The sequence below is a fragment of the Kitasatospora nipponensis genome, from assembly GCF_039528135.1.
In the GTDB taxonomy this organism is placed as follows: Bacteria; Actinomycetota; Actinomycetes; order Streptomycetales; family Streptomycetaceae; genus Kitasatospora; species Kitasatospora nipponensis.
Genome location: NZ_BAAALF010000010.1, coordinates 50,604 through 69,781, shown reverse-complemented (window position 1 = coordinate 69,781; position 19,178 = coordinate 50,604). Strand labels below are relative to the sequence as shown.

19 protein-coding genes and 1 pseudogene are annotated in these 19,178 nt (G+C 71.2%); 18 read left to right on the top strand and 2 right to left on the bottom strand.

Annotation, left to right across the window (positions count from 1 at the left end; all coding sequences use genetic code 11):
- Nucleotides 1–366: 366 nt before the first annotated feature.
- The 5 genes from ABD323_RS05430 (at nt 367) to ABD323_RS05410 (ending at nt 5,222) form a co-directional block, all read left to right on the top strand.
- Entirely contained in the window at nt 367–645 is a 279-nt protein-coding gene (locus ABD323_RS05430; protein WP_344439839.1) for an RICIN domain-containing protein, read from the top strand.
- Nucleotides 646–980: 335 nt separating this feature from the next.
- The gene (locus ABD323_RS05425; RefSeq protein WP_344439786.1) at nt 981–2,876 is read left to right on the top strand and encodes a potassium transporter Kup; all 1,896 of its coding nucleotides are present in this window, start codon (nt 981–983) and stop codon (nt 2,874–2,876) included.
- A 119-nt stretch (nt 2,877–2,995) separates the two neighbouring features.
- Nucleotides 2,996–3,688 carry an SMI1/KNR4 family protein gene (locus tag ABD323_RS05420; protein WP_344439784.1) on the top strand — a complete coding sequence of 231 codons (693 nt, stop codon included), beginning with the start codon at nt 2,996–2,998 and terminating at the stop codon, nt 3,686–3,688.
- Between the two features lie 135 nt (nt 3,689–3,823).
- Nucleotides 3,824–4,339, top strand: coding sequence for a cyclic-phosphate processing receiver domain-containing protein (locus ABD323_RS05415; protein WP_344439782.1), 516 nt, complete (start codon nt 3,824–3,826; stop codon nt 4,337–4,339).
- A 379-nt stretch (nt 4,340–4,718) separates the two neighbouring features.
- Nucleotides 4,719–5,222, top strand: coding sequence for a restriction endonuclease (locus ABD323_RS05410; protein ID WP_344439780.1), 504 nt, complete (start codon nt 4,719–4,721; stop codon nt 5,220–5,222).
- Between the two features lie 194 nt (nt 5,223–5,416).
- Here the strand turns inward: ABD323_RS05410 and ABD323_RS05405 are convergent, their stop codons facing one another.
- Nucleotides 5,417–5,701: a hypothetical protein gene (locus ABD323_RS05405; protein ID WP_344439778.1), complete on the bottom strand. Its 285-nt coding sequence runs from the start codon at nt 5,699–5,701 to the stop codon at nt 5,417–5,419.
- 260 nt (nt 5,702–5,961) lie between these two features.
- Between ABD323_RS05405 and ABD323_RS05400 the strand changes: the two genes are divergently transcribed.
- From ABD323_RS05400 to ABD323_RS05385, 4 genes and pseudogenes are all read left to right on the top strand, one after another.
- The gene (locus ABD323_RS05400) at nt 5,962–6,105 is read left to right on the top strand and encodes a hypothetical protein (RefSeq protein ID WP_344439843.1); all 144 of its coding nucleotides are present in this window, start codon (nt 5,962–5,964) and stop codon (nt 6,103–6,105) included.
- A 74-nt stretch (nt 6,106–6,179) separates the two neighbouring features.
- Entirely contained in the window at nt 6,180–6,860 is a 681-nt protein-coding gene (locus ABD323_RS05395; protein WP_344439776.1) for a hypothetical protein, read from the top strand.
- 114 nt (nt 6,861–6,974) lie between these two features.
- Nucleotides 6,975–8,446: pseudogene (locus tag ABD323_RS05390) on the top strand (NF041680 family putative transposase).
- A gap of 373 nt (nt 8,447–8,819) precedes the next feature.
- Nucleotides 8,820–9,329 (top strand): flavodoxin domain-containing protein, encoded by a 510-nt coding sequence (locus ABD323_RS05385; protein ID WP_344439774.1) that lies wholly within the window; start codon nt 8,820–8,822, stop codon nt 9,327–9,329.
- Between the two features lie 75 nt (nt 9,330–9,404).
- Here ABD323_RS05385 and ABD323_RS05380 read toward each other — a convergent pair whose 3' ends face one another.
- Complete coding sequence (locus tag ABD323_RS05380) at nt 9,405–9,908, bottom strand: hydrogenase maturation protease (protein WP_344439772.1); 504 nt, start codon at nt 9,906–9,908, stop codon at nt 9,405–9,407.
- Between the two features lie 173 nt (nt 9,909–10,081).
- Here ABD323_RS05380 and ABD323_RS05375 point away from each other — a divergent pair, with 173 nt between their 5' ends.
- From ABD323_RS05375 to ABD323_RS05335, 9 genes are all read left to right on the top strand, one after another.
- On the top strand, nt 10,082–11,260 hold the full coding sequence (locus ABD323_RS05375) for a 4Fe-4S dicluster domain-containing protein (protein ID WP_344439770.1): 1,179 nt from the start codon (nt 10,082–10,084) through the stop codon (nt 11,258–11,260).
- Nucleotides 11,257–11,718 (top strand): cyclic nucleotide-binding domain-containing protein, encoded by a 462-nt coding sequence (locus tag ABD323_RS05370; protein WP_344439768.1) that lies wholly within the window; start codon nt 11,257–11,259, stop codon nt 11,716–11,718. Before ABD323_RS05375 ends, ABD323_RS05370 begins: the two co-directional genes overlap by 4 nt.
- Nucleotides 11,715–12,542 carry an FAD/NAD(P)-binding protein gene (locus ABD323_RS05365; RefSeq protein ID WP_344439766.1) on the top strand — a complete coding sequence of 276 codons (828 nt, stop codon included), beginning with the start codon at nt 11,715–11,717 and terminating at the stop codon, nt 12,540–12,542. The genes ABD323_RS05370 and ABD323_RS05365 overlap by 4 nt, the downstream gene beginning before the upstream one ends.
- 1 nt (nt 12,543) lies before the next feature.
- On the top strand, nt 12,544–13,341 hold the full coding sequence (locus ABD323_RS05360; protein WP_344439764.1) for an NADH-quinone oxidoreductase subunit B family protein: 798 nt from the start codon (nt 12,544–12,546) through the stop codon (nt 13,339–13,341).
- Entirely contained in the window at nt 13,338–14,726 is a 1,389-nt protein-coding gene (locus ABD323_RS05355; protein ID WP_344439762.1) for a Ni/Fe hydrogenase subunit alpha, read from the top strand. Before ABD323_RS05360 ends, ABD323_RS05355 begins: the two co-directional genes overlap by 4 nt.
- Before the next feature lie 205 nt (nt 14,727–14,931).
- Nucleotides 14,932–15,906: an ATP-binding cassette domain-containing protein gene (locus ABD323_RS05350; protein ID WP_344439760.1), complete on the top strand. Its 975-nt coding sequence runs from the start codon at nt 14,932–14,934 to the stop codon at nt 15,904–15,906.
- Nucleotides 15,903–16,724: an ABC transporter permease gene (locus tag ABD323_RS05345; RefSeq protein WP_344439757.1), complete on the top strand. Its 822-nt coding sequence runs from the start codon at nt 15,903–15,905 to the stop codon at nt 16,722–16,724. Before ABD323_RS05350 ends, ABD323_RS05345 begins: the two co-directional genes overlap by 4 nt.
- Nucleotides 16,725–16,980: 256 nt before the next feature.
- Nucleotides 16,981–18,000 carry an Acg family FMN-binding oxidoreductase gene (locus tag ABD323_RS05340; RefSeq protein WP_344439755.1) on the top strand — a complete coding sequence of 340 codons (1,020 nt, stop codon included), beginning with the start codon at nt 16,981–16,983 and terminating at the stop codon, nt 17,998–18,000.
- A gap of 203 nt (nt 18,001–18,203) precedes the next feature.
- Nucleotides 18,204–19,157 carry a 1-phosphofructokinase family hexose kinase gene (locus ABD323_RS05335; protein WP_344439753.1) on the top strand — a complete coding sequence of 318 codons (954 nt, stop codon included), beginning with the start codon at nt 18,204–18,206 and terminating at the stop codon, nt 19,155–19,157.
- Nucleotides 19,158–19,178: the final 21 nt, after the last annotated feature.

The following is a 19,178-nucleotide window of genomic DNA, read 5'->3' as shown; positions in this document are numbered from 1 at the left end:
CTTCACTCTCCTTCTTAACGTTTCTTTGACGGGCGGCGATCCATGCGTCGGAGAGGGTGTACTCAGTAAGCGTCCGAGCAGTAGCCGACGGGCGACTCTCCGGGATCGGCAGCACCTGTAGCGTCCCGCAGTTACCACTGGTGACGGCGACCGGGCGGCCGTCGAGCATTCCCGTTTCGCCGCGACCGCGCCGTCTCTTTGACACCGTCACCCGGCCCGGCCCGATCCCCCTCACAGAGCACGACGCGCACGAGTGGGCCGGGCCCGACGAGATCCCCGCCGTCAGCGACGCGGTACGGGACCTCGTCACCCGCTGATTGTGCACCGTGAGCTCATTCACTCGCCTGCAGCCACACCGACCGCACCCTGCACTTCCCCGCCCGGCCCGCCCAGCAGCAGATCAACAGCCTGAGCCCGGAGGCCAGTTCCGGCCACCACGCCTGCCTGGACGTCGACCGGAACGGCACCGCCAACGGGACCCCGATCCAGCTGTGGGACTGCCACGGCGGCGCCAACCAGTCCTGGACGTACAACGGCTTCCAGCTCCGCGCCAACGGCAAGTGCCTCGACCTGCCCGGTGACAACACGGCGCAGGGGACCGAGCTGCAGCTCTGGGACTGCGTGGAGGTCGCCAGTCAGCGCTGAACGGGCCCGCCGCACTGCGGCGGGCCCACACACGCGGTGCCGCGTGTGGCAGGGGCAGTTCCGAACGGGTGACGGGGGCGGTCACCGGAGGACCGGCAGCCGCTCCCGACCGAGCCTGTTCGGGAGGTCGTGATACCGCCGCCCCATGACAGCGGTTCAGCTTCGCGTGACACGGCGCTTCGAGGAGAAGCGGCGCACGCCTGTCCGGCAGGCGTACTGCGGTATCGTCCGCCCCGATGCACCAGGTCTGCGACCCGGCAGGCCGCACGGAGGTGAACCACACCATGGCCGATCACGGCGCGGCACCGCGGCCGCCGGACGCTCATCGTCCGAGCGTGCAGAGCACGGCGCGCCTCGCGCTGGTGATCGGCGCCCTCGGGGTGGTCTTCGGTGACATCGGGACCAGCCCGATCTACACCCTCCAGACCGTCTTCAACCCGGACGACCCGCATCCGGTCCCGGTCACCACGGACAACGTGTACGGGGTGGTCTCGTTGGTGTTCTGGTCGGTGGTGATCATCGTCCTGGTCACCTACGTGCTGCTGGCGATGCGCGCCGACAACGAGGGCGAGGGCGGCATCATGGCCCTGATCACCCTGCTGCGGCGGAGCGGCTCGAGGCGGGGCCGGCGCACCACCGCCGTGCTGGCCGCGTTGGGCATCTTCGGCGCGTCGCTGTTCTTCGGCGACAGCATGATCACCCCGGCGATCTCGGTGTTGTCCGCCATGGAGGGGCTGAAGGTCGTCGACTCCTCGTTGCAGGACGCCGTCGTGCCGGGCACCGCGGCGATCATCGTGGTGCTGTTCCTGGTGCAGCGCAAGGGCTCCGCGGTCGTGGGCCGGCTGTTCGGACCGGTGATGATCGCCTGGTTCGGGGCCATCGGAGCCTGTGGTGTATCCGGCATCGCGGACCACCCGCAGATCCTCCGGGCCCTGTCACCCAGCTACGCGCTGGGCTTCCTGTTCGGCCACTTCGGCACCGCGTTCTTCGCGCTGGCCGCGGTCGTGCTCGCGGTCACCGGCGCCGAGGCGCTCTACGCCGACATGGGGCACTTCGGGCGCCCGGCGATCACGCGCGGTTGGCTGTTCCTCGTCTTCCCCGCGTGCGTGCTGAGCTACCTCGGCCAGGGCGCGATGATCCTCGGCGACCCGAGGAACGTCAGCAGCCCGTTCTTCCTTCTGGTGCCGGGCTGGGGACGGATCGCGATGGTCGTTCTGGCCACGGCGGCCACGGTGATCGCCTCCCAGGCGGTGATCACCGGCGCGTACTCGGTCGCCTCGCAGGCCGCTCAGCTCGGCTACCTGCCCCGGCTTCGCATCGCGTACACCTCCGAGTCCACGATGGGTCAGATCTACGTTCCCTGGATCAACTGGCTGCTGATGGTCTCGGTCCTCACCCTGGTCTTCGCCTTCCGCAGCTCCGCCGCACTCGCCTTCGCGTTCGGCATGGCGGTCACCGGCACCATCACCATCACCACCCTGCTGTTCTTCTACGTGGCCCGCGCTCGGTGGGGCACCCCGGTGTGGCTGATCGTCCTCGGTGCGAGCGTGCTGCTCTCCGTGGACCTGCTGTTCGTGGCGGCCAACGCGACCAAGCTCGTCCACGGCGCGTGGCTCCCGCTGCTGATCGGGCTGACCGCGTTCACCGTCATGACGACCTGGCAGCGCGGGCGCGAGATCGTCACCGCGGAGCGGGCCCGGCACGAGGGCCCGCTGCGCGAGTTCGTCGACCAGCTCCACAGTGGCCGGGTACCGGCGCTCCGGGTTCCCGGCACCGCCGTCTTCCTCAACCGTGGCCAGCAGACCGCGCCCCTGGCCATGCGGGCCAACGTCGAACACAACCACGTGCGGCACGAGCAGGTCGTGATCCTCTCCCTCGAGACCGAGACCGTGCCCCGCGTTCCGGCCGCCCAGCGGATCCTCGTCGACCATCTCGGCCTCACTACGGACGGGATCATCCACGTCACCGCCCGGTTCGGCTACATGGAGACCCCCGACGTGCCGGCCGCACTGACGATGCTCGACCCCGCGGAAACCGAGGGGCAACTCCAACTCGACCAGGCTTCCTACTTCCTGTCGAAGATCGAGCTCCGAAGGGGACAGGCGCCGACGATGGCGCCGTGGCGCAAGCGGCTGTTCATCGCCACCTCCTACATCACCGCCGACGCCGCCGAGTACTTCGGCCTCCCCCGCGACCGCACGGTCATCATGGGCTCCCACATCGAGGTATAGGGTCTCGACGCCGACCCGCACGAGACGGTGGCCGCCCCACCTCACCAGGTGGCTCAGCTTGTCGTTTAACGTCCTGCTCTCGAACAGGGGGTGTCTGTGCCCCGCCGTAGGGTGCTGGCATGACTGAGACCTTCGACATTCACACCCGGCTATCTGAACCCTTGCCAAGCCGTGCGGAAGCGTGGCAATTCGTCGCAGAATTTGCGGCCTACTGGCAGCAGCCGCTCCAGCCGGGGGACGGTTGGAGCATGGCCGAGATAGAGGCAGCCGAGCGGCGCCTGGGCTTGGTTCTACCCGTGGCGCTTCGTGAGGCATACCTGCTTCTCGGCCACCGGACTGACCTCACCAGCAATCACGACACCCTGCTCAAGCCCGACGAGTTGCACGTGGTCGACGGCGCACTCGTGTACCGGGTGGAGAATCAGGGCGCCGCCTCCTGGGGAGTCCTGCTGGCGGACTTGAACGATGAGGATCCGGCCACCGTGATGCGTCCGGATCTCGCCGACAAGTCGCAGGAGCGATGGGATACCTGGGAGTCGAGCCTGACGGTGGCCTGTGTCGAGATGGTCATGTCCGAGGCGGTGCTGTTCGCGGGCGGGTTCACCGACTTCCTTGAGCTGGACGCTGAGGAGGCCGGCGTGGTGGGGCAGTTCCGGGAGCTCCCGGCTGTGGGACGCGACGTGCGATGGTTCGCCGACGCTGATGTACTGATCCGCGAGCTGGACGGCTTCTGCCTGAACGTGCGGGCCCGGACAGAGGAGGCCCTGGACCAGTTGCGTGAGTCGGTGCCTGGAGACTGGCTGGAAGGCTGATCATTCGAACGGCACCAACTGGAGCTTTGCCAGCGTCACCCACACGAGGGTTCGCCGGACGCAGGAGCGGCTTTCGCATGATCCTGAACTCAGCTACGAGGGACAGGGTTCGACGCGGAGGTCGCATTGCCGAGTTTGCTCCAACTGGACGTTCGCCGCGATGCGTTCGCAAAGCTGTCACGCTTTCGGGGCGAGTTCTACGACTGTCTCCCCAACCGGGGTGACGCGCTGTTTGAGCTGGCGCTGGCGGTCCGCCCAGCAGAGCCTCAATACCCCGTGGTTATCCCGCCTGCCTGCTGTGACAATGATCCAGTGAAAGAAGCCCCCACCGCGCCGACGCCCGTCGTCCTCGGCATAGACGACCTCCGACCGCTCCCCAGGGCCACGCGGATTGCCCGCACCAGCCGCGAAGGCATCCAGCTCCTGGAAGAGCACCGCGACAGCTTCATTGACGAGCTATGGCTCGACCACGATCTCGGCGGCGACGACACCATCATGCCGGTCGTGACCCTCATGGAAGAAGCCGCCTTCAACGGACGGCCCTTTCAGATCGGAGCGGTCTTCGTGCACAGCGCCAACCCCATCGGCGCCGAGACCATCGTCCGGTCACTCACACGCTGGAGCTACCGTGTCCAGCGGGCAACGGCCTAGCTGTATCGCCCCTGCGGTGGGCGAATGAGCTGACGGGTCGTCCGGGGCCGTGGGAGAGTGGAGGCCGAGCCGTTGCGGCGGGGTCCGGGACCTGTTGTTCCCGAACACTTCAGTCTCGCCGATCCTCGCGGGGCGGTGGCTGGCTCTTGCGGCGGGACGTGTGGCGGGTGATCCGCCTGGTCATGATGGTGATCGCCGCCCAGGTGATCAGTGACTCGGATTCTCTGAACTAGACAGCAGAGCTGGGCTCGCTCCACACGGACCGTCAGCACCATACCTGGACAGATAGCTCTAACCCGGATCTCATCGAGTATAGGAGCTTGAGGCGGGCAGCCTAACTAACTCGTTTGATTTCGACGATATTTCAACGGAGCCCAGGATGGCCAAGAATGACAAGGTGTGGGAGAAATACGAAAATGTCGCTGTCTACCTCCTCGACCAGGTTGCTTCAGAGCTCGGTCTCGAACACGTCGAGGGAAAGCAGGACGTCTACGGCTCCCGTTCGGGAACCAGTTGGGAGATCGACGGCAAGGGCGTAAAGACTGAAAATGAAGGCTTTGTAATTATTGAGTGCCGTCGCTATACCACTTCCAGGCAAAATCAGGAAAAGCTGGCCTCACTAGGCTATCGGATCATAGATACAGGCGCCGAAGGTGGCATTCTTGTCAGCCCGCTTGGATTTCAGGAGGGTGCTAAGAAGGTGGCCGCCGCCGAGGGAATCCATGCAGTGCATATGGATCAGAACAGCACTCGCACTGACTACATGTTCAGGTTTCTCAATAAGGTCTTCGTTGGCGCATCCGACACCGCTAAGATCACTTCAACAGCCACTATCACGGTCATCAGAGCAGATGGAAGCCAAACCTCGTCGACATCCGATTGACTCCCTGCCCGCAGGCCCGGATCTGCCGCCGCGAGGCTGGCGTTGAAGCCCTTCTCTAATCTTGACCCTCAGCGCGGCGTGCACGTCGGCCCCAGCGCTGAGTGCCGAGTGTCCGTGTGACGCTCAGCGATCTGATACTGCGGGCTGGGTCCGGTAAACGGGGCTATCCAGGACAGCTCAGCGCCGTAGCGAGATCATGGCATCGAGCCTACGGCTCGAATGCGGAGGTCACCTGACCAGCTCTCGCAACGGACGCTTCCTGATGTGAAGTCCAACTCAAGGCCCATCCGACCCGTCAGCGGCTCCCAGTCCTCTCGGACTCCGAGCACGACTTCCCCAACGCGGCTCGCCAGCGGGGTCTCCTCGTCAACGGGTCGCACGTCGATCCGGCCCCAGTCGCCCATGTCGTAGCTCTCGTACGGCTTGGACGCCTCAACCACAAGGCACCAGTCCGTTCCGCTCATGATGTGGGTGGACACCCCCTGGTCATCGATGAGCCACAGATCGACAGGGGCGTCAGATTCGCGTCCCTCATATACGTGCCAGGACGCCACAAGCCGCACCAGCCGACGACCGATCATTGACGCGGGATCGATGCCAGGTCCGTGGGCTGGACATACGGGGTTCGAGGGCTCCATCCGGGCACCGTACCGTCGTCCTCGCCCCGGCTCACCCGCTTAAACGGGAAAGCCCTTTAGCTTACCGCGAGAAGAGGAACCAGTTCAGAGAACTGCTCGACGTGACGGGCTGGAGCATCGAGGACCTGGCCGACGGCGCCGCGCTGCTCACCGAGATCGGCCGACATGGTCCCGGCGGCCGCGCCCACTACGAGCCGCGCCCGGCCGACCCGCGCCGGTGGGACTGGGCGGGCGACAGCGCCTGAGCTTGTGATTTATCCACTCGTCTTCGTCAGCGGAATGGCTGATCGAGCTGATCTTCCTGCGGAAGACTGTGTGCGTGACCCTTCCTACTCCGCTTGCCGCTGCTGAGGAGATCCGTGATCACCTCATTGATCAGCTCAACCTCGCCCTGCGCCGGCCCGGGATGCACGGGGGCGAGGTGGCTTTCCGGATCCTGATTGACCACCTGCTGTTCGTCGAGCGCCAGCCCGAGGCGTGGAATCAGCTGAAGCAGAGCTGGGAAGAGCAGGGGCTCTGGACCCCCATCGGCCCCAGCGGGGCCTTCCAGGAGGTCTTCCCCGCGCAGGGTGGCTGCTACGAAGTCGCCTCGGTATACGCGGAGTTCGCGCAGCGACGCGGCTGGCTCGGGCCTGATCGAGTTCTCACAGCCGAGGAGTACGAGGCTGTCACAGGCCGGGTGCGGGGGTGGGCCGCGGCTGACCGGACCTGGGCTGACGTGACGGCGGAGTTCGGCCCTCCCTCTGTGCTGTTCGGAGGGAACAATCCCTTGTACGGGAAGACGCTCGGCTACCTCTCGGCGGATCCGCAGCAGCCGATGGTGGTCTTCCATTTGTGGAACGGCAGCGAACCGGGGAGCGAACCGTGGCCGCCCGAGCATGCGCAACCGTTGCTCCTCGCAGTGCGTTTCGGCGTCAGCTCGTTCCGCGGATCGTTGACCTTCACCCCCGAGGGTGACCGGAGAAGGCCGACGGTCGAGGATCCTTACCTGCCGCGGTAGCGGTCCGACGGCGAGCGCAGGTCACCCACACGGGGATTTCCAGGACAGCGGGCCCAGCCCCGCCTGATTCTGGACCTCCAAGAGGTTCAGAGGCTCGACGCGAAGGCCGTGCTGGTGACCGTGGTGGAACAGGGCGTGCAGTACGAGCCGTTCGCGGAACTGTCGCGCTTCCGAGGGATTACGACTGCCTGACCGGGCGGCGTGACGCACTGTTCGAGCTCAGCGACGCGGTGCTGTGCACCGACGGCCCGGTGAAGACGCTGGTCGGCCTGGCATTGGCTCCCGAGCACCGGCGTGGGCACGGGGCCCTGTACGGCGCGCTGAACCGGGGCCGCCTGGACGTTGAACGGCTGCGGGCCGAGCTGGCCGGTCTGCCGCTGCCCCGTGCCGCCGGCGGCCGCCTGGTGCTGGCGGTGGACGTTTCGCCGTGGCTGCGGCCCGACGCCGACACGAGCGACGCCCGCTCGTTCTGCCACACCTACGGCCGGGGCGACGCCAGGCACCAGATGATCCCGGGCTGGCCGTACTCGTGGGTCGTCGCCCTGGAGTCGGGCCGGACCTCGTGGGTCGCCCCGCTGGACGCGGTGCGGCTGCGGCCCGGCGACGACCTCGCCGCAGTGACCGCCGCACAGCTGCGGGACCTGGTCGAGCGCCTGATCTCCGCCGGCCAGTGGAGCCCGGGTGACCCGTCGGTGCTGATCGTGGCCGACGCGGGCTACGACGTGATGCGGCTGGCCTACCTGCTGCGCGACCTGCCTGTGGAGATCCTGGGACGCCTGCGCTCGGACCGGGTGATGCGCCGCCCGGCACCGACCCGCGCGGAGTTCGCCCTGGCCAACCCGGCCGGTGGGCGGCCGCCCAAGCACGGCAGCGGGTTCATCTTCAAGGACGCCAGGACCTGGGGCGCCCCGGACGCGGAGACGAAGGCGGATACCACCCGCTACGGCACCGCCCACGCGCAGAGCTGGGACCGGCTCCACCCCGAACTGCAAGGGCGCGCCGCCTGGCGCGACCACCCCGGCCAGCTCCCGGTCATCGAGGGCACCGTCATCCGCCTGCAGGTCGACCACCTGCCCAGTGGCGGCGACCCCAAGCCGCTGTGGCTGTGGTGGTCCCGGCCCGCGGCCGGCCCCGCGGAGACCGACCTGGCCTGGCAGGCGTTCCTGCGCAGGTTCGACATTGAGCACTTCTTCAGGATGATCAAGCAGACGCTCGGCTGGACCACTCCGAGGCTGCGGGAGGCCGAGGCGGCGGACCGCTGGACCTGGCTGATCATCACCGCCAGCACCCAGCTCCGCCTCGCCCGCTCTCTGACCACCGACCTACGACGGCCGTGGGAGAAACCGGCCGAACCGAACAAGCTCGCCCCGGCCCGGGTCCGGCGCGGGTTCCGACACCTGCACGCCAGAACCTCAACTCCGGCCGCAGTGCCGAAACCCACCAGCCCCGGCCCTGGGCGCCCGCCCGGCTCCAAGAACCGCCGCCCCGCGAACTGCTACGACGTGGGCCTGTTCCTGGCCACCGGCGAGTCCTACCGCCGACCGGCTCACCACAAGGTCGGCACCAAACCACGCCGCACTGGATAAATCACAAGCTCAAGACCGCTGGTCAGTGACCGTGCCGGATGCGCGCTGCCGCCCTGCTTCGGGTCTGCGAGTCCACCGCCCACCGTCGCTTCCTCGTCGGGTGGGCGGGGAATCGCCGCGCGGTCCTCGTCGGTGACGATCACCTCGCTCGGAGCGTGGGGCCGCACGGCGTGGCCACACGAGTGCGGTCAACGGCTCCCGCGATCCGATGCGCCGCGAGCCCCGCCGACGTGGCGTTGCAGGTGCGGGCGGGCCAGGGCCGAAGGGCCCTGGGAAGGGGCCGGAAGCCCCATGACACCGACGGTCCGGCGAACGACGCTGAGAGGGCAGGACCTATCCGTCGTCCATCAGCGTTGGAGCGGAGGACCCGTCCATGAAGAGCAAGCGGATACTCGTGGCCTACGGCAGCAAGCACGGTGCCACGGCCGAAGTCGCCGAGGAGATCGGCACGGTGGTGCGCGAGGACGGCTTCGAGGCGGTCGTCGTTCCGGCGGGGGAGGTCCAGGGCGTCGAGGACTTCGACGCGGTGATCCTCGGCAGCGCCCTCTACGCCGGCCACTGGCAGCGCGACGCCCTGAACTGCGCCCGGCGCAACGCGCGGGCCCTCGGGGAGCGCCCGGTGTGGCTGTTCAGCAGCGGTCCGGTGGACAGTTCCGCCGAGCAGCACGAGATCGCGCCGGTACCCGCGGTGGCCAAGGAGATGGAGCACCTGCACGCCCGAGGTCACGTCACCTTCGGCGGCAGCATCACCGCCGCCACGCCCGGGTGGATCGCCCATGCCCTGGTCCGGCACGGCAAGGCGGGCGACTTCCGCAACCCGGCGCAGATCCGGACCTGGGCCCACGAGATCACCGCCGAACTGGCTGCGCCCGGCGGCGCCTGAAGCTCCGGGACCCGCCACGGCAGCCTGTCCCTGCGGTCAGCCGGGCGGGGGAACGGTGGACGCCGTCGGGGCGAGTCATCGGGTGGCGGTGTCCTGGCGGCACCACGCCAGGTCGCTTCGGATCCGCCGGGCGAGCGGATCAACGGCGGCGGCGACCGGCTCCGACAGGCCGGTGCCGGGGCCGGTGTCGGCTCCCTCGACGGCGTAGACGACCAGCCGTCCGGGGAGCCGGTCCAGGGCCCGGGCGAGTTCGACGGCCTCGCCGAGCCCCAGCCCGTGCGAGCTGGTGGTGCCCGAGGTCCGTGACCACGGTCCGCCGTCGAGTTCGAGCCGGTGGACCCGGCCGGGTCGGCCGGGGTGGGCGTGTGCGGCGTCCACCACGACGGCGAGGTCGGTGCCCTCCCACAGGGCGATCAGCCGGGCCGGGTCGCCGTCGCAGACCCGCAGGGCGGTCCCGCCCGGCAGCGGCCGGTGCCTGGCGTCCGCCATCAGCCGGGTCACCACGGCCCAGCCGACGCCGTCGTCGCGGCGGTACTCGTTCCCGACCCCGATCACGGTGATCCGTGCTGCACTGCCCATGCGGATCGCCCTTCCCGCCCGGTACGTCCGCCAGTCGTGCGCGTCGCGCGAGTGGCCCGTACGGGGCACGGACGCCGCCACCTGGGCCACAGCGGGGCCGGTCGGCCCGGGCCCGCCGGCCGGCTCGTGCGCATACTGACCCGGACGGCACGACCGGCGCCCGGAGGTTGGCGATGGCGGATGACGAGGGCGCGAGCGCGGCGCTCGACCGGGGCGGCCCGAGCGTGGTGCTCGACCGGGACGGCCTGGACGCGCTGATCGCGGCCCTGGCCGCCCGCGGCCGCACGGTCATCGGCCCGACGGTCCGCGACGGGGCGATCGTGCTGGCCGAGCTCTCCGGTGGCGCTGACCTGCCCTACGGCTGGGGCGTCGAGCTGGAGGCCGGCCACTACCGGCTGACCGCCCGCCCGGACGGCGCGGCCTTCGCGCACAGCGCCGGCCCGCAGTCCTGGAAGACGTTCCTGCACCCGCCGCGGGTGCGGCAGTGGAGCGCCGATCGCGGCGCGGACGGCGCGCTGGTGATGACGGCGGACCCCAGCCCCCCGCCGTCGTACGCCTTCCTCGGCGTCCGCCCGTGCGACCTGCGGGCCATCGCCCTCCAGGACCGGGTGCTCACCGGGGGGACGTACGCCGATCCCGTCTACCGCGGGCGCCGGGAGCGGGCGTTCCTGGTGGCGGTGGAGTGCACCGAGCCCGGTGCCACCTGCTTCTGCGTCTCCATGGGCTCGGGCCCCGCGGTCGGCCCGGGCTACGACCTGGCGCTGACCGAGGTGGTCGACGCCGACGGCCACCGGTTCCTGCTCCGGGCGGGGAGCGCGGAGGGCGAGTCGGTCCTGGCCGAGCTGCCCGTCCGGGCGGCCGACGCCGCCACCCGCACCGCCGCGCGCGACCGGGTCGCCGAGGCGGCCGACCGGATGGGCCGCAGCATGCCGCTGGTGGACCTGCAGGTCCTCATGCGCGAGACCCTCACCGCCGAACGCTGGGACGACGTCGCGGCCCGCTGCCTGACCTGTGGGAACTGCACGATGGCCTGTCCGACCTGCTTCTGCACCTCCGTCGAGGACGTCACCGACCTGACCGGCGACCACGCAGAGCGCTGGCGGCACTGGGAGTCCTGCTTCGACCGGGACTTCTCCCACCTGCCGACCGGACCGGTCCGGGACTCCTCCCGCAGCCGCTACCGGCAGTGGGCCACGCACAAACTCGGCACCTGGTACGACCAGTTCGGCAGTTCGGGGTGCGTCGGCTGCGGGCGGTGCATCGTCTGGTGCCCGGTGGGCATCGACATCACCGAGGAGGCCCACGCGCTCAACCGCGAGCGGGAGAGCGGTGCGGGAGAGGGGGCACGGTGACCGACGTCGGACACGGTCTGCTCGGCGCGCTCGCACCGAACCACCGGGCTCGACTGCTCGCCCTCGCCCACGAGGCCTCGTTCCCGGCCGGGACCAGGCTCTTCGACGAGGGCGGGACGGCCGACCGCTTCTGGATCGTGCGCGCCGGGCTGGTCGCCCTCGACGTCCACGTCCCCGGCCGGCCCGGGCCCGTCGTGGAGACCCTGGGGGAGGGTGAACTCGTCGGCTGGTCCTGGCTGTTCGAGCCCTACCGCTGGCACCTGGGCGCGCAGGCCCGTACCGATCTCCGGGTCGCGGAGTTCGACGCACGGCGCGTCCGCGAGGCCTGCGCCGGGGATCCCGCCTTCGGCCTGGCGGTGACCCACGGCGTCGCCCGGGTGATCGCGCGCCGGCTGGAGGCCACCCGCACCCGGCTGCTGGACCTGTACGGACCGCCCACCCCCGGTACAGCACGATGACCGCCCCCTCGGTGGACTCCTCGGCCCTCCCCCTGCCCTACCGGGTGGTGGGGCGCCGCGACGAGTCGGCCGACACCGCCACGATCGCGCTGGAGCCGGTCGGCACGCCCCTGCCGCCCTTCGCCCCGGGCCGGTTCGCGATGGTCTACGCCTTCGGAGTCGGCGACGTCCCGCTCTCCGTCAGCGGCGTCGACGGGGACCGGCTGACCCACACGGTCCGCGCGGTCGGCGCGATCTCCGGCGCCCTGCACGCGCTGCGGCCCGGTGAAACGGTGGGCGTGCGCGGCCCGTTCGGCACCGGCTGGGACCTGCCGGCAGCGGCCGGGCGCGACCTGGTGGTGGTGGCCGGCGGCATCGGCCTGGCACCGCTGCGCCCGCTGGTCCTGGCCGCGCTCGCCGCACCCGAGGGGTACGGGCGGCTGAACGTCCTGGTCGGAGCACGTGAACCGGGCGGCCTGCTCTACCCGGCCGAGCTGACCCACTGGCGCGGGGGCGCCCGGGTGCTGACCACGGTGGACCGCCCCGACGAGCGCTGGCAGGGCGACGTCGGCGTGGTCACCACCCTGCTGGACCGCGCCGCCTTCGACCCGCGGGCCACGACGGCGTTCGTCTGCGGCCCCGAACCGATGATCCGGGCCACCGCCGACGAGCTCGCGCGGCGCGGTGTGCGCCCCGACCGGATCCGGGTCTCCCTGGAGCGCACCATGCACTGCGGCACCGGTCACTGCGGGCACTGCCAGCTCGGCCCGCTGCTGCTGTGCCGGGACGGCCCGGTCGTCAACTGGACCCGCGCCCAACCCCTCCTGCTGGTCCGGGAGTTGTGAGATGCCACCGATTCCGTCCGACGCAGGCCGGCGCCCGAGCCTGGCCGTGTGGAAGTTCGCCTCCTGCGACGGCTGCCAACTGACCCTGCTGGACTGCGAGGACGAACTCCTCGCCCTCGCCGAACAGGTGGACATCGCCCACTTCCTCGAAGCCTCCAGCGCGACCGCCCCCGGCCCCTACGACCTCTCCCTGGTCGAGGGCTCGGTGACCACCGCGCAGGACGTCGAGCGGATCCACCACGTGCGCGCCGTCTCCCGCCGCCTGGTGACCATCGGCGCCTGCGCCACGGCCGGCGGCGTCCAGGCCCTGCGCAACTTCGCCGACGTCGCCGAGTTCCAGGCCCTCGTCTACGCCCGCCCCGACTACGTCGCCACGCTCGCCACCTCCACCCCGATCAGCGCCCACGTCCCCGTCGACTTCGAACTGCGCGGCTGCCCCGTCGACCGCCGTCAACTCCTGGAGGTCATCACCGCCCAACTGGCCGGCCGCACCCCGAACGTCCCCGCCCACAGCGTCTGCTTCGAGTGCAAACAGCGCGGCACGGTCTGCGTGACCGTCGCCCACGGCACGCCCTGCCTGGGCCCGGTCACCCACGCCGGCTGCGGCGCGATCTGCCCCAGCTACGGACGCGGCTGCTACGGCTGCTTCGGGCCGTCCGACTCCACCAACCTTCCCGCCTTCGTCCCGCTGCTGCACCGCGACGGCATGGACACCCTCGACGTGGTGCGCGTGCTGCGCACCTTCAACGCCGCCGCCCCGGAGTTCGACGAGGCGGCCCGCAAGGAGCTGGAACCGTGACCCACCGCGGAACCCGCGTGCTGCACGTCGGCTCGCTCGCCCGCGTCGAGGGCGAGGGCGCGCTGCACCTGAGCCTGGACGGCCGCACCGTCACCGGGGCCCGGCTGGCGATCTACGAACCCCCGCGGTTCTTCGAGGCGTTCCTGCGCGGGCGCGCCCACACCGAGCCACCCGACCTCACCTCCCGGATCTGTGGTATCTGCCCCGTCGCCTACCAACTGAGCGCCTGCCGCGCCGTCGAGGACGCCTGCGGCGTCACCGTCAGCGGAGCGCCGGCGGCCCTGCGCCGGCTGCTCTACTGCGGCGAGTGGATCGAGAGCCAGACCCTGCACGTCCACCTCCTGCACGCCCCCGACTTCCTGGGCGCCGACGGCGCCGTCGACCTCGCCCGCACCCACCGCGCCGACGTGGAGCGCGGCCTGCGCCTCAAGCAGGCCGGCAACGCGATCCTCGAACTCCTCGGCGGCCGCGCGATCCACCCCGTCAACGTCCGCCTCGGCGGCTTCCACCGCCTGCCCACACCCGCCGAACTGCGCCCGCTGGCCGAACAGTTGCTCCGGGCCCGCGACGACGCCGCGCAGAGCGTGCGCTGGGTGGCCGGATTCGACTTCCCCGACGCCGGCTGCGACCACGACCTGCTCGCCCTGGCCGAACCCGACCGCTACGCCATCGAGTCCGGCACCCCCACCGTCATGCCCGCCCCCGGCACCGCCGGCCTGCCCCCCGACAGCGACCGCGCACTGCCCACCCGCACCTTCCCGCTCCACACCTTCGGTGACCACGTCCTCGAGGAGCAGGTGCCGCACTCCACCGCCCTGCACTCCCGGCTCGACGGGCGCCGCCACCTGACCGGCCCGCTCGCCCGCTACGCCGTCAGCGGCCGACTGCTCGCCCCGATCGCCCTCGAGGCCGCCAGGGAGGCCGGCCTCGGTGACCCCCGGCAGGGCGCCGTCTGCCGCAACCCCTACCGCAGCATCGTGGTGCGCGCCGTCGAGGTCCTGCAGGCCGTGGACGAGGCCCTGCGCATCATCGACGCCTACCAGCCGACGCCGAACTCCCACGTCGAGGTGGCCGCGCGCGCCGGCACCGGTCACGGCGCGACCGAGGCGCCGCGGGGCCTGCTCTACCACCGCTACACCCTGGACCCGTCCGGGACGGTCACCGACGCCGTCCTGGTGCCGCCCACCGCGCAGAACCAGGGCGCCATCGAGGAGGACCTGCGGCGCCAGGTCCAGGAGCGCCTGCGGCACGGCGAGCCCACCGACGCCGAACTGACCGCCCTGTGCGAACGGGCCATCCGCAACCACGACCCGTGCATCTCCTGCTCGGCCCACTTCCTCGACCTCACCGTCGAGCGGACCGGCCACCGGGCCACCCGGACCTGAACAGCCCGGGCCGGACCGCTGCCGCGTCGAAGGTGCCGGCTCCCTCGGACGGTGTGGACGACGAGCTGTCCGGGGAGCTGGTCCAGGGCCCTGGCGAGTCGGCGTGGTCGTCACTGCGACGGGCACGGCGCGGGGCGCGAGAATGGAGGGGCCTGCGGTGCGGCCGACCGGGGGAGCCGCCGTCACGTCGAGTGAGGGGCAGCCCGTGGAACAAGCCGCCATCAGCGTCACCGCTCTCAGCAAGCACTTCGGGTCGGTCCTCGCCCTGGACCGGATCGACTTCGAGGTCCGGCCCGGGGCGGTGTTCGGGCTGCTGGGTCCCAACGGCGCGGGCAAGACCACCGTGATCCGGATCCTGACCACCATCCTGCGCCCGAGCGCCGGGCACGCCGAAGTGCTCGGGCACGACGTGGTGCGGGAGGCGGGCGTGGTCCGGCGGTTGATCGGCCTGGCGGGTCAGTACGCGGCCGTCGACCCGAACCTGACCGGACGCGAGAACCTGCGGCTGATCGGCCGGCTGACGCAACTGCCCCGCGCCCGGATCCGCCCCCGCGCGGCCGCCCTGCTGGAGCGCTTCGACCTCGCCGCGGCCGCCGACCGCCCGGTGCGGACCTACTCGGGCGGGATGCGGCGCCGCCTCGATGTCGCCGCGGCCCTGGTCCCCGAGCCGCCGGTGCTCTTCCTGGACGAGCCGACCACCGGTTTGGACCCGCAGTCCCGCAACGCCCTGTGGGAACTGATCCGCGAGCTGGTGGGCGACGGGACCACCGTCCTGCTCACCACCCAGTACCTGGAGGAGGCCGACCGGCTCGCCGAGCGCGTCGTCGTGGTGAACGAGGGACGGATCATCGCCGACGACAGCCCCGCCGCACTCAAGGCCCGCCTGGGCAACACGGTGATCGAACTGGGTATGGGCGACCCCGCCCGGGCGGCCCGGGCGGCCGCAGCCCTCGACGGACGTCTCGCCCAGGCTCCGGAGGTCGAGGGCGCACGGCTGAGGCTGACCTCCCCGGACGGCTCCGAGGCGCTGCTCGACGTCCTGCACCTGCTGGAGACCGGCGGACTGGTCCCGCGCACCGTCGCCGTGCGCGAATCCAGCCTCGACGACGTCTTCCTCGCCCTGACCGGCCACCGCACCGATCCACCCGCCGACCCCGCAGCCGCCGGAGATGCGCCATGACCTCCACCACCGTCGCGCACGCCCTCGCCGCAGGACGGCCGGGCCGCCGGCTCACCGCGACGGTCCGCGACGGGCTCGCGGTCGCCTGGCGCAACCTCATCGCGCTGCGCCGGGTGCCACGGCTGCTCGTGTTCTCCACCATCCAGCCGCTCGTCTTCGTGCTGATGTTCCGCTACGTCTTCGGCGGGGTGGTCGGCCCCTCGCTGCCACCGGGGGTCTCCTACGTCGACTTCCTGATCCCCGGGATCTTCGTGCAGACCGCCGTCTTCGGCTCGATGAACACGGCGATCGGCCTGGCCACCGACATGCAGACCGGCCTGATGGAACGCTTCCGCTCCCTGCCGATGGCGCGCTCCGCCGTGCTGGTCGGCCGTACCACGGCCGACCTGGCGCGCAACGTCTTCGTGGTGGGGCTGATGACCGGGGTCGGCTTCGCGCTCGGGTTCCGCATCCACGCCGGCGTCCCGGCCTTCCTGGGCGGGGCGCTGCTGGTGCTCGCGTTCGGTTTCGCGATGTCGTGGATCTTCGCCGTGGTGGGCATGGCGGTCGGCGACCCGGAGACCGCGCAGGCCGCCGCCTTCCCGGTGCTCGCGCCGCTGGTGTTCGCCTCCGCGGCGTTCGTCCCGGTGTCCACCATGCCCGGTTGGCTGCAGGCCTTCGCGAACCACCAACCGGTGTCGCAGACCGCGCAGGCGGTGCGGATCCTGGTCCTGGGCGGACCGGCCGCCACCGCGGTGTGGCAGGCGCTCGCCTGGGACGCCGGGATCGTGGCGGTCTTCGCACCGCTGGGAGTCCTGTTCTACCGCAGAGCCGTGTAGTTCGCTCCCGTTCGAGGGGAGGTGGTCACGGCCTCGATCCGCCGGGTCATCCGGTTCTCCGGGATCGCGGTCCCATCGCGCCCGGCGAGGCGTTCTTGCCTCCGACGGCTCCAAGCAGCACGCGGCGCAGGCAGAGCAGGACGACCGGCCCGAGCCGATCGCGCCGGAGCCTGACGGGGCGCAGCATGGAGGTGAGAGGTGGCCGCCCCGTCGTGAGCCGCCGGGGCGCCCTCGGTGGCGGAAGGGACGATCGATCATGGCCGAGCCGGTCCTCACCCCCGACCAGCTGGAGCTGCTGGCCACCGCCGCGGGTGCGGCACCGTCGGTGCACAACAGCCAGCCCTGGCGCCTGCGCCCCACTGCCGACGCCCGCGGGATGCTCGTCTTCGGTGACCCGCACCGGGCCGTCGCCGTCAGCGACCCCCTGGGCCGCGCCCTGCACATCTCCGTCGGGACGGCGGTGTTCAACCTGCGGGTCGCCGCCGGGCGGCTGGGCCGGGCGGCCACCGTCCGCCTGCTGCCCGACCCGGCCGACCCGCACCTGCTCGCCGAAGTCGACCTCGGCGCACCCGCCGCACGGCACCCGTTCGGCCATCACCTCTACCCGGCGATCGCGCAGCGTCACTCGAGCCGGCAGCCGTTCGCCAACCGCGACGTCCCCGAAGCCGTTCTCGGCGAACTGATCGAAGCCGCCCGCGAGGAGGACGCCCTGCTCACCCCGCTCGAGGAGGACGCCGTCCTACGCGTGCTGAGCGTGACTGCCGAGGCCGAACAGCGCACCGCCGCCGACCTGGCCCGCCAGGCGGAACTCCGCGGCTGGCTGCGCCTGGAAGCCCCCGCCTCGGACGGCATCCCGGCCGCCGCCCTCGGACCGCAGGACCGCGACGCCCGGGTCCCGATGCGCGACTTCGCGGCAGGACGCCCCGACGCCCCCGCCGAGGTCCCACGACACTTCGAGGCCCTGCCACAGCTGTGCCTGCTGACCACCCGCACCGACCACCCCGCGGACTGGCTGCGCGCCGGACAGGCACTGGAGCACGTCTGGCTGCTCGCGACCGTCCACGGCCTGCGCGCCTCGGTCCTGCACCAGGCCGTCGAATGGGCCGAGACCCGGTGGCGCCTGCGCGATGCCGACGACCCGCCCGGCCACGTGCAAGTGGTGCTGCGCCTCGGCTACGGACCGCCGGGAGCGGCCACCCCGCGCCGTCCGGTTCAGGAGATCCTCGATCTCAGCGGCTATCACGACACGGTGGGATACGGCGAGTCCTCGGCCTGACGACGCTCCCGGCAGCCGGCGGACACAGCGTGTGATCGGCAGGAGGACGAGGTGGCTGGTGAACCGCGCGGTTGCGTGGGTACTCTCCCGGGTCTCCCGGGTCCCCCGGCTCCGGACGACCCGGCGTCTGAGCCATGAGCGGTGACGAAGCGTTTCCGCCACCTGCGGCGGGCACCGGGAGGAGGCGTCCGCGGTCGCAGGCCGTGCCGCCGATCCTCACCCTGACGGTGAACCCCACCGTCGACATCTGCTTCGAGGTCGACCGTCTCGCGGACGTGGGCAAGAGTCGCGCCCGCGTCAGGTTCGTGGCCGCGGGTGGGGGAGGGATCAACGTCGCCCGGGGCGTGTCGCGGCTCGGGGGACGAGCGATCGCCCTCCACACCGCCGGCCGCGAGGTCGGCCGGCGCCTGAACCGGCTGCTGGACGAGGAGGGGGTCGACCACCTCTCTCTCGAGATCGCGCACGAGACCCGCGAAGCGGTCGTGCTGTTCGAGTCGCAGACACGACGCAGCTTTCACATCGTGCCGCCGGGCCCGCGTCTGGACGACCGCGAGGGACGGCGCGTCCTGGAGGCGCTGGAGCGAGCGGTCGCCGGCCACGAGTACGTCGTGGTCAGTGGGAGTCTGCCCGGTGGTCTGCCCGACACCTTCTACGGTGCCGTCGCCCGCCGGGTCAAGGAGGCCGGGTCCCGGCTGGTGCTGGACACCTCGGGGCGGGCCCTGCGCGAGTCCCTGCTCGAGGGCGTCTTCCTGCGCAGGTGCAACAACCACGAGGCCGCCGGCTTCGCCGGCAAGGCCGTTCGGACCTTCGACGACGCCCGCGCCGTCAACGAGTACCTCCTGGCCGCCGGGGCGACCGAGGTCGCCGTCACCACCCTGGGAGAACTGGGCGCACTCTGTTCGACCCGCCACGGTCACACCGAGTTGCGCGCCCCGTCCTTGCCCGGGGAGCCGCTCAGCGACGCCGGGGCGGGAGACGCGATGGTCGCCGCTGTCACCCTTCGGCTGGCCACCGGCGGCGATCCGGTCGAGGCCTGTGCCTTCGGGGTGGCCACGGCCGCTGCCGCGGTGCTCACCCCCGACACCGAGCCGTTCGATCGAGAGGTGGCCGAGTCCCTCTACCCCGCGGTGCGGGTCGTCCGGCCGGCCGGCTCATGACCCGAGGGCCACGGGCCGCTC

Bases quoted from the DNA above. Each gene is read 5' to 3' on its own strand.
- ABD323_RS05420 (WP_344439784.1), top strand. From the start codon at position 2,996: ATGACTGAGACCTTCGACATTCACACCCGGCTATCTGAACCCTTGCCA.
- ABD323_RS05410 (WP_344439780.1), top strand. From the start codon at position 4,719: ATGGCCAAGAATGACAAGGTGTGGGAGAAATACGAAAATGTCGCTGTC.
- ABD323_RS05385 (WP_344439774.1), top strand. From the start codon at position 8,820: ATGAAGAGCAAGCGGATACTCGTGGCCTACGGCAGCAAGCACGGTGCC.
- ABD323_RS05380 (WP_344439772.1), bottom strand. From the start codon at position 9,908: ATGGGCAGTGCAGCACGGATCACCGTGATCGGGGTCGGGAACGAGTAC.
- ABD323_RS05375 (WP_344439770.1), top strand. From the start codon at position 10,082: ATGGCGGATGACGAGGGCGCGAGCGCGGCGCTCGACCGGGGCGGCCCG.
- ABD323_RS05365 (WP_344439766.1), top strand. From the start codon at position 11,715: ATGACCGCCCCCTCGGTGGACTCCTCGGCCCTCCCCCTGCCCTACCGG.
- ABD323_RS05360 (WP_344439764.1), top strand. From the start codon at position 12,544: ATGCCACCGATTCCGTCCGACGCAGGCCGGCGCCCGAGCCTGGCCGTG.
- ABD323_RS05345 (WP_344439757.1), top strand. From the start codon at position 15,903: ATGACCTCCACCACCGTCGCGCACGCCCTCGCCGCAGGACGGCCGGGC.
- ABD323_RS05340 (WP_344439755.1), top strand. From the start codon at position 16,981: ATGGCCGAGCCGGTCCTCACCCCCGACCAGCTGGAGCTGCTGGCCACC.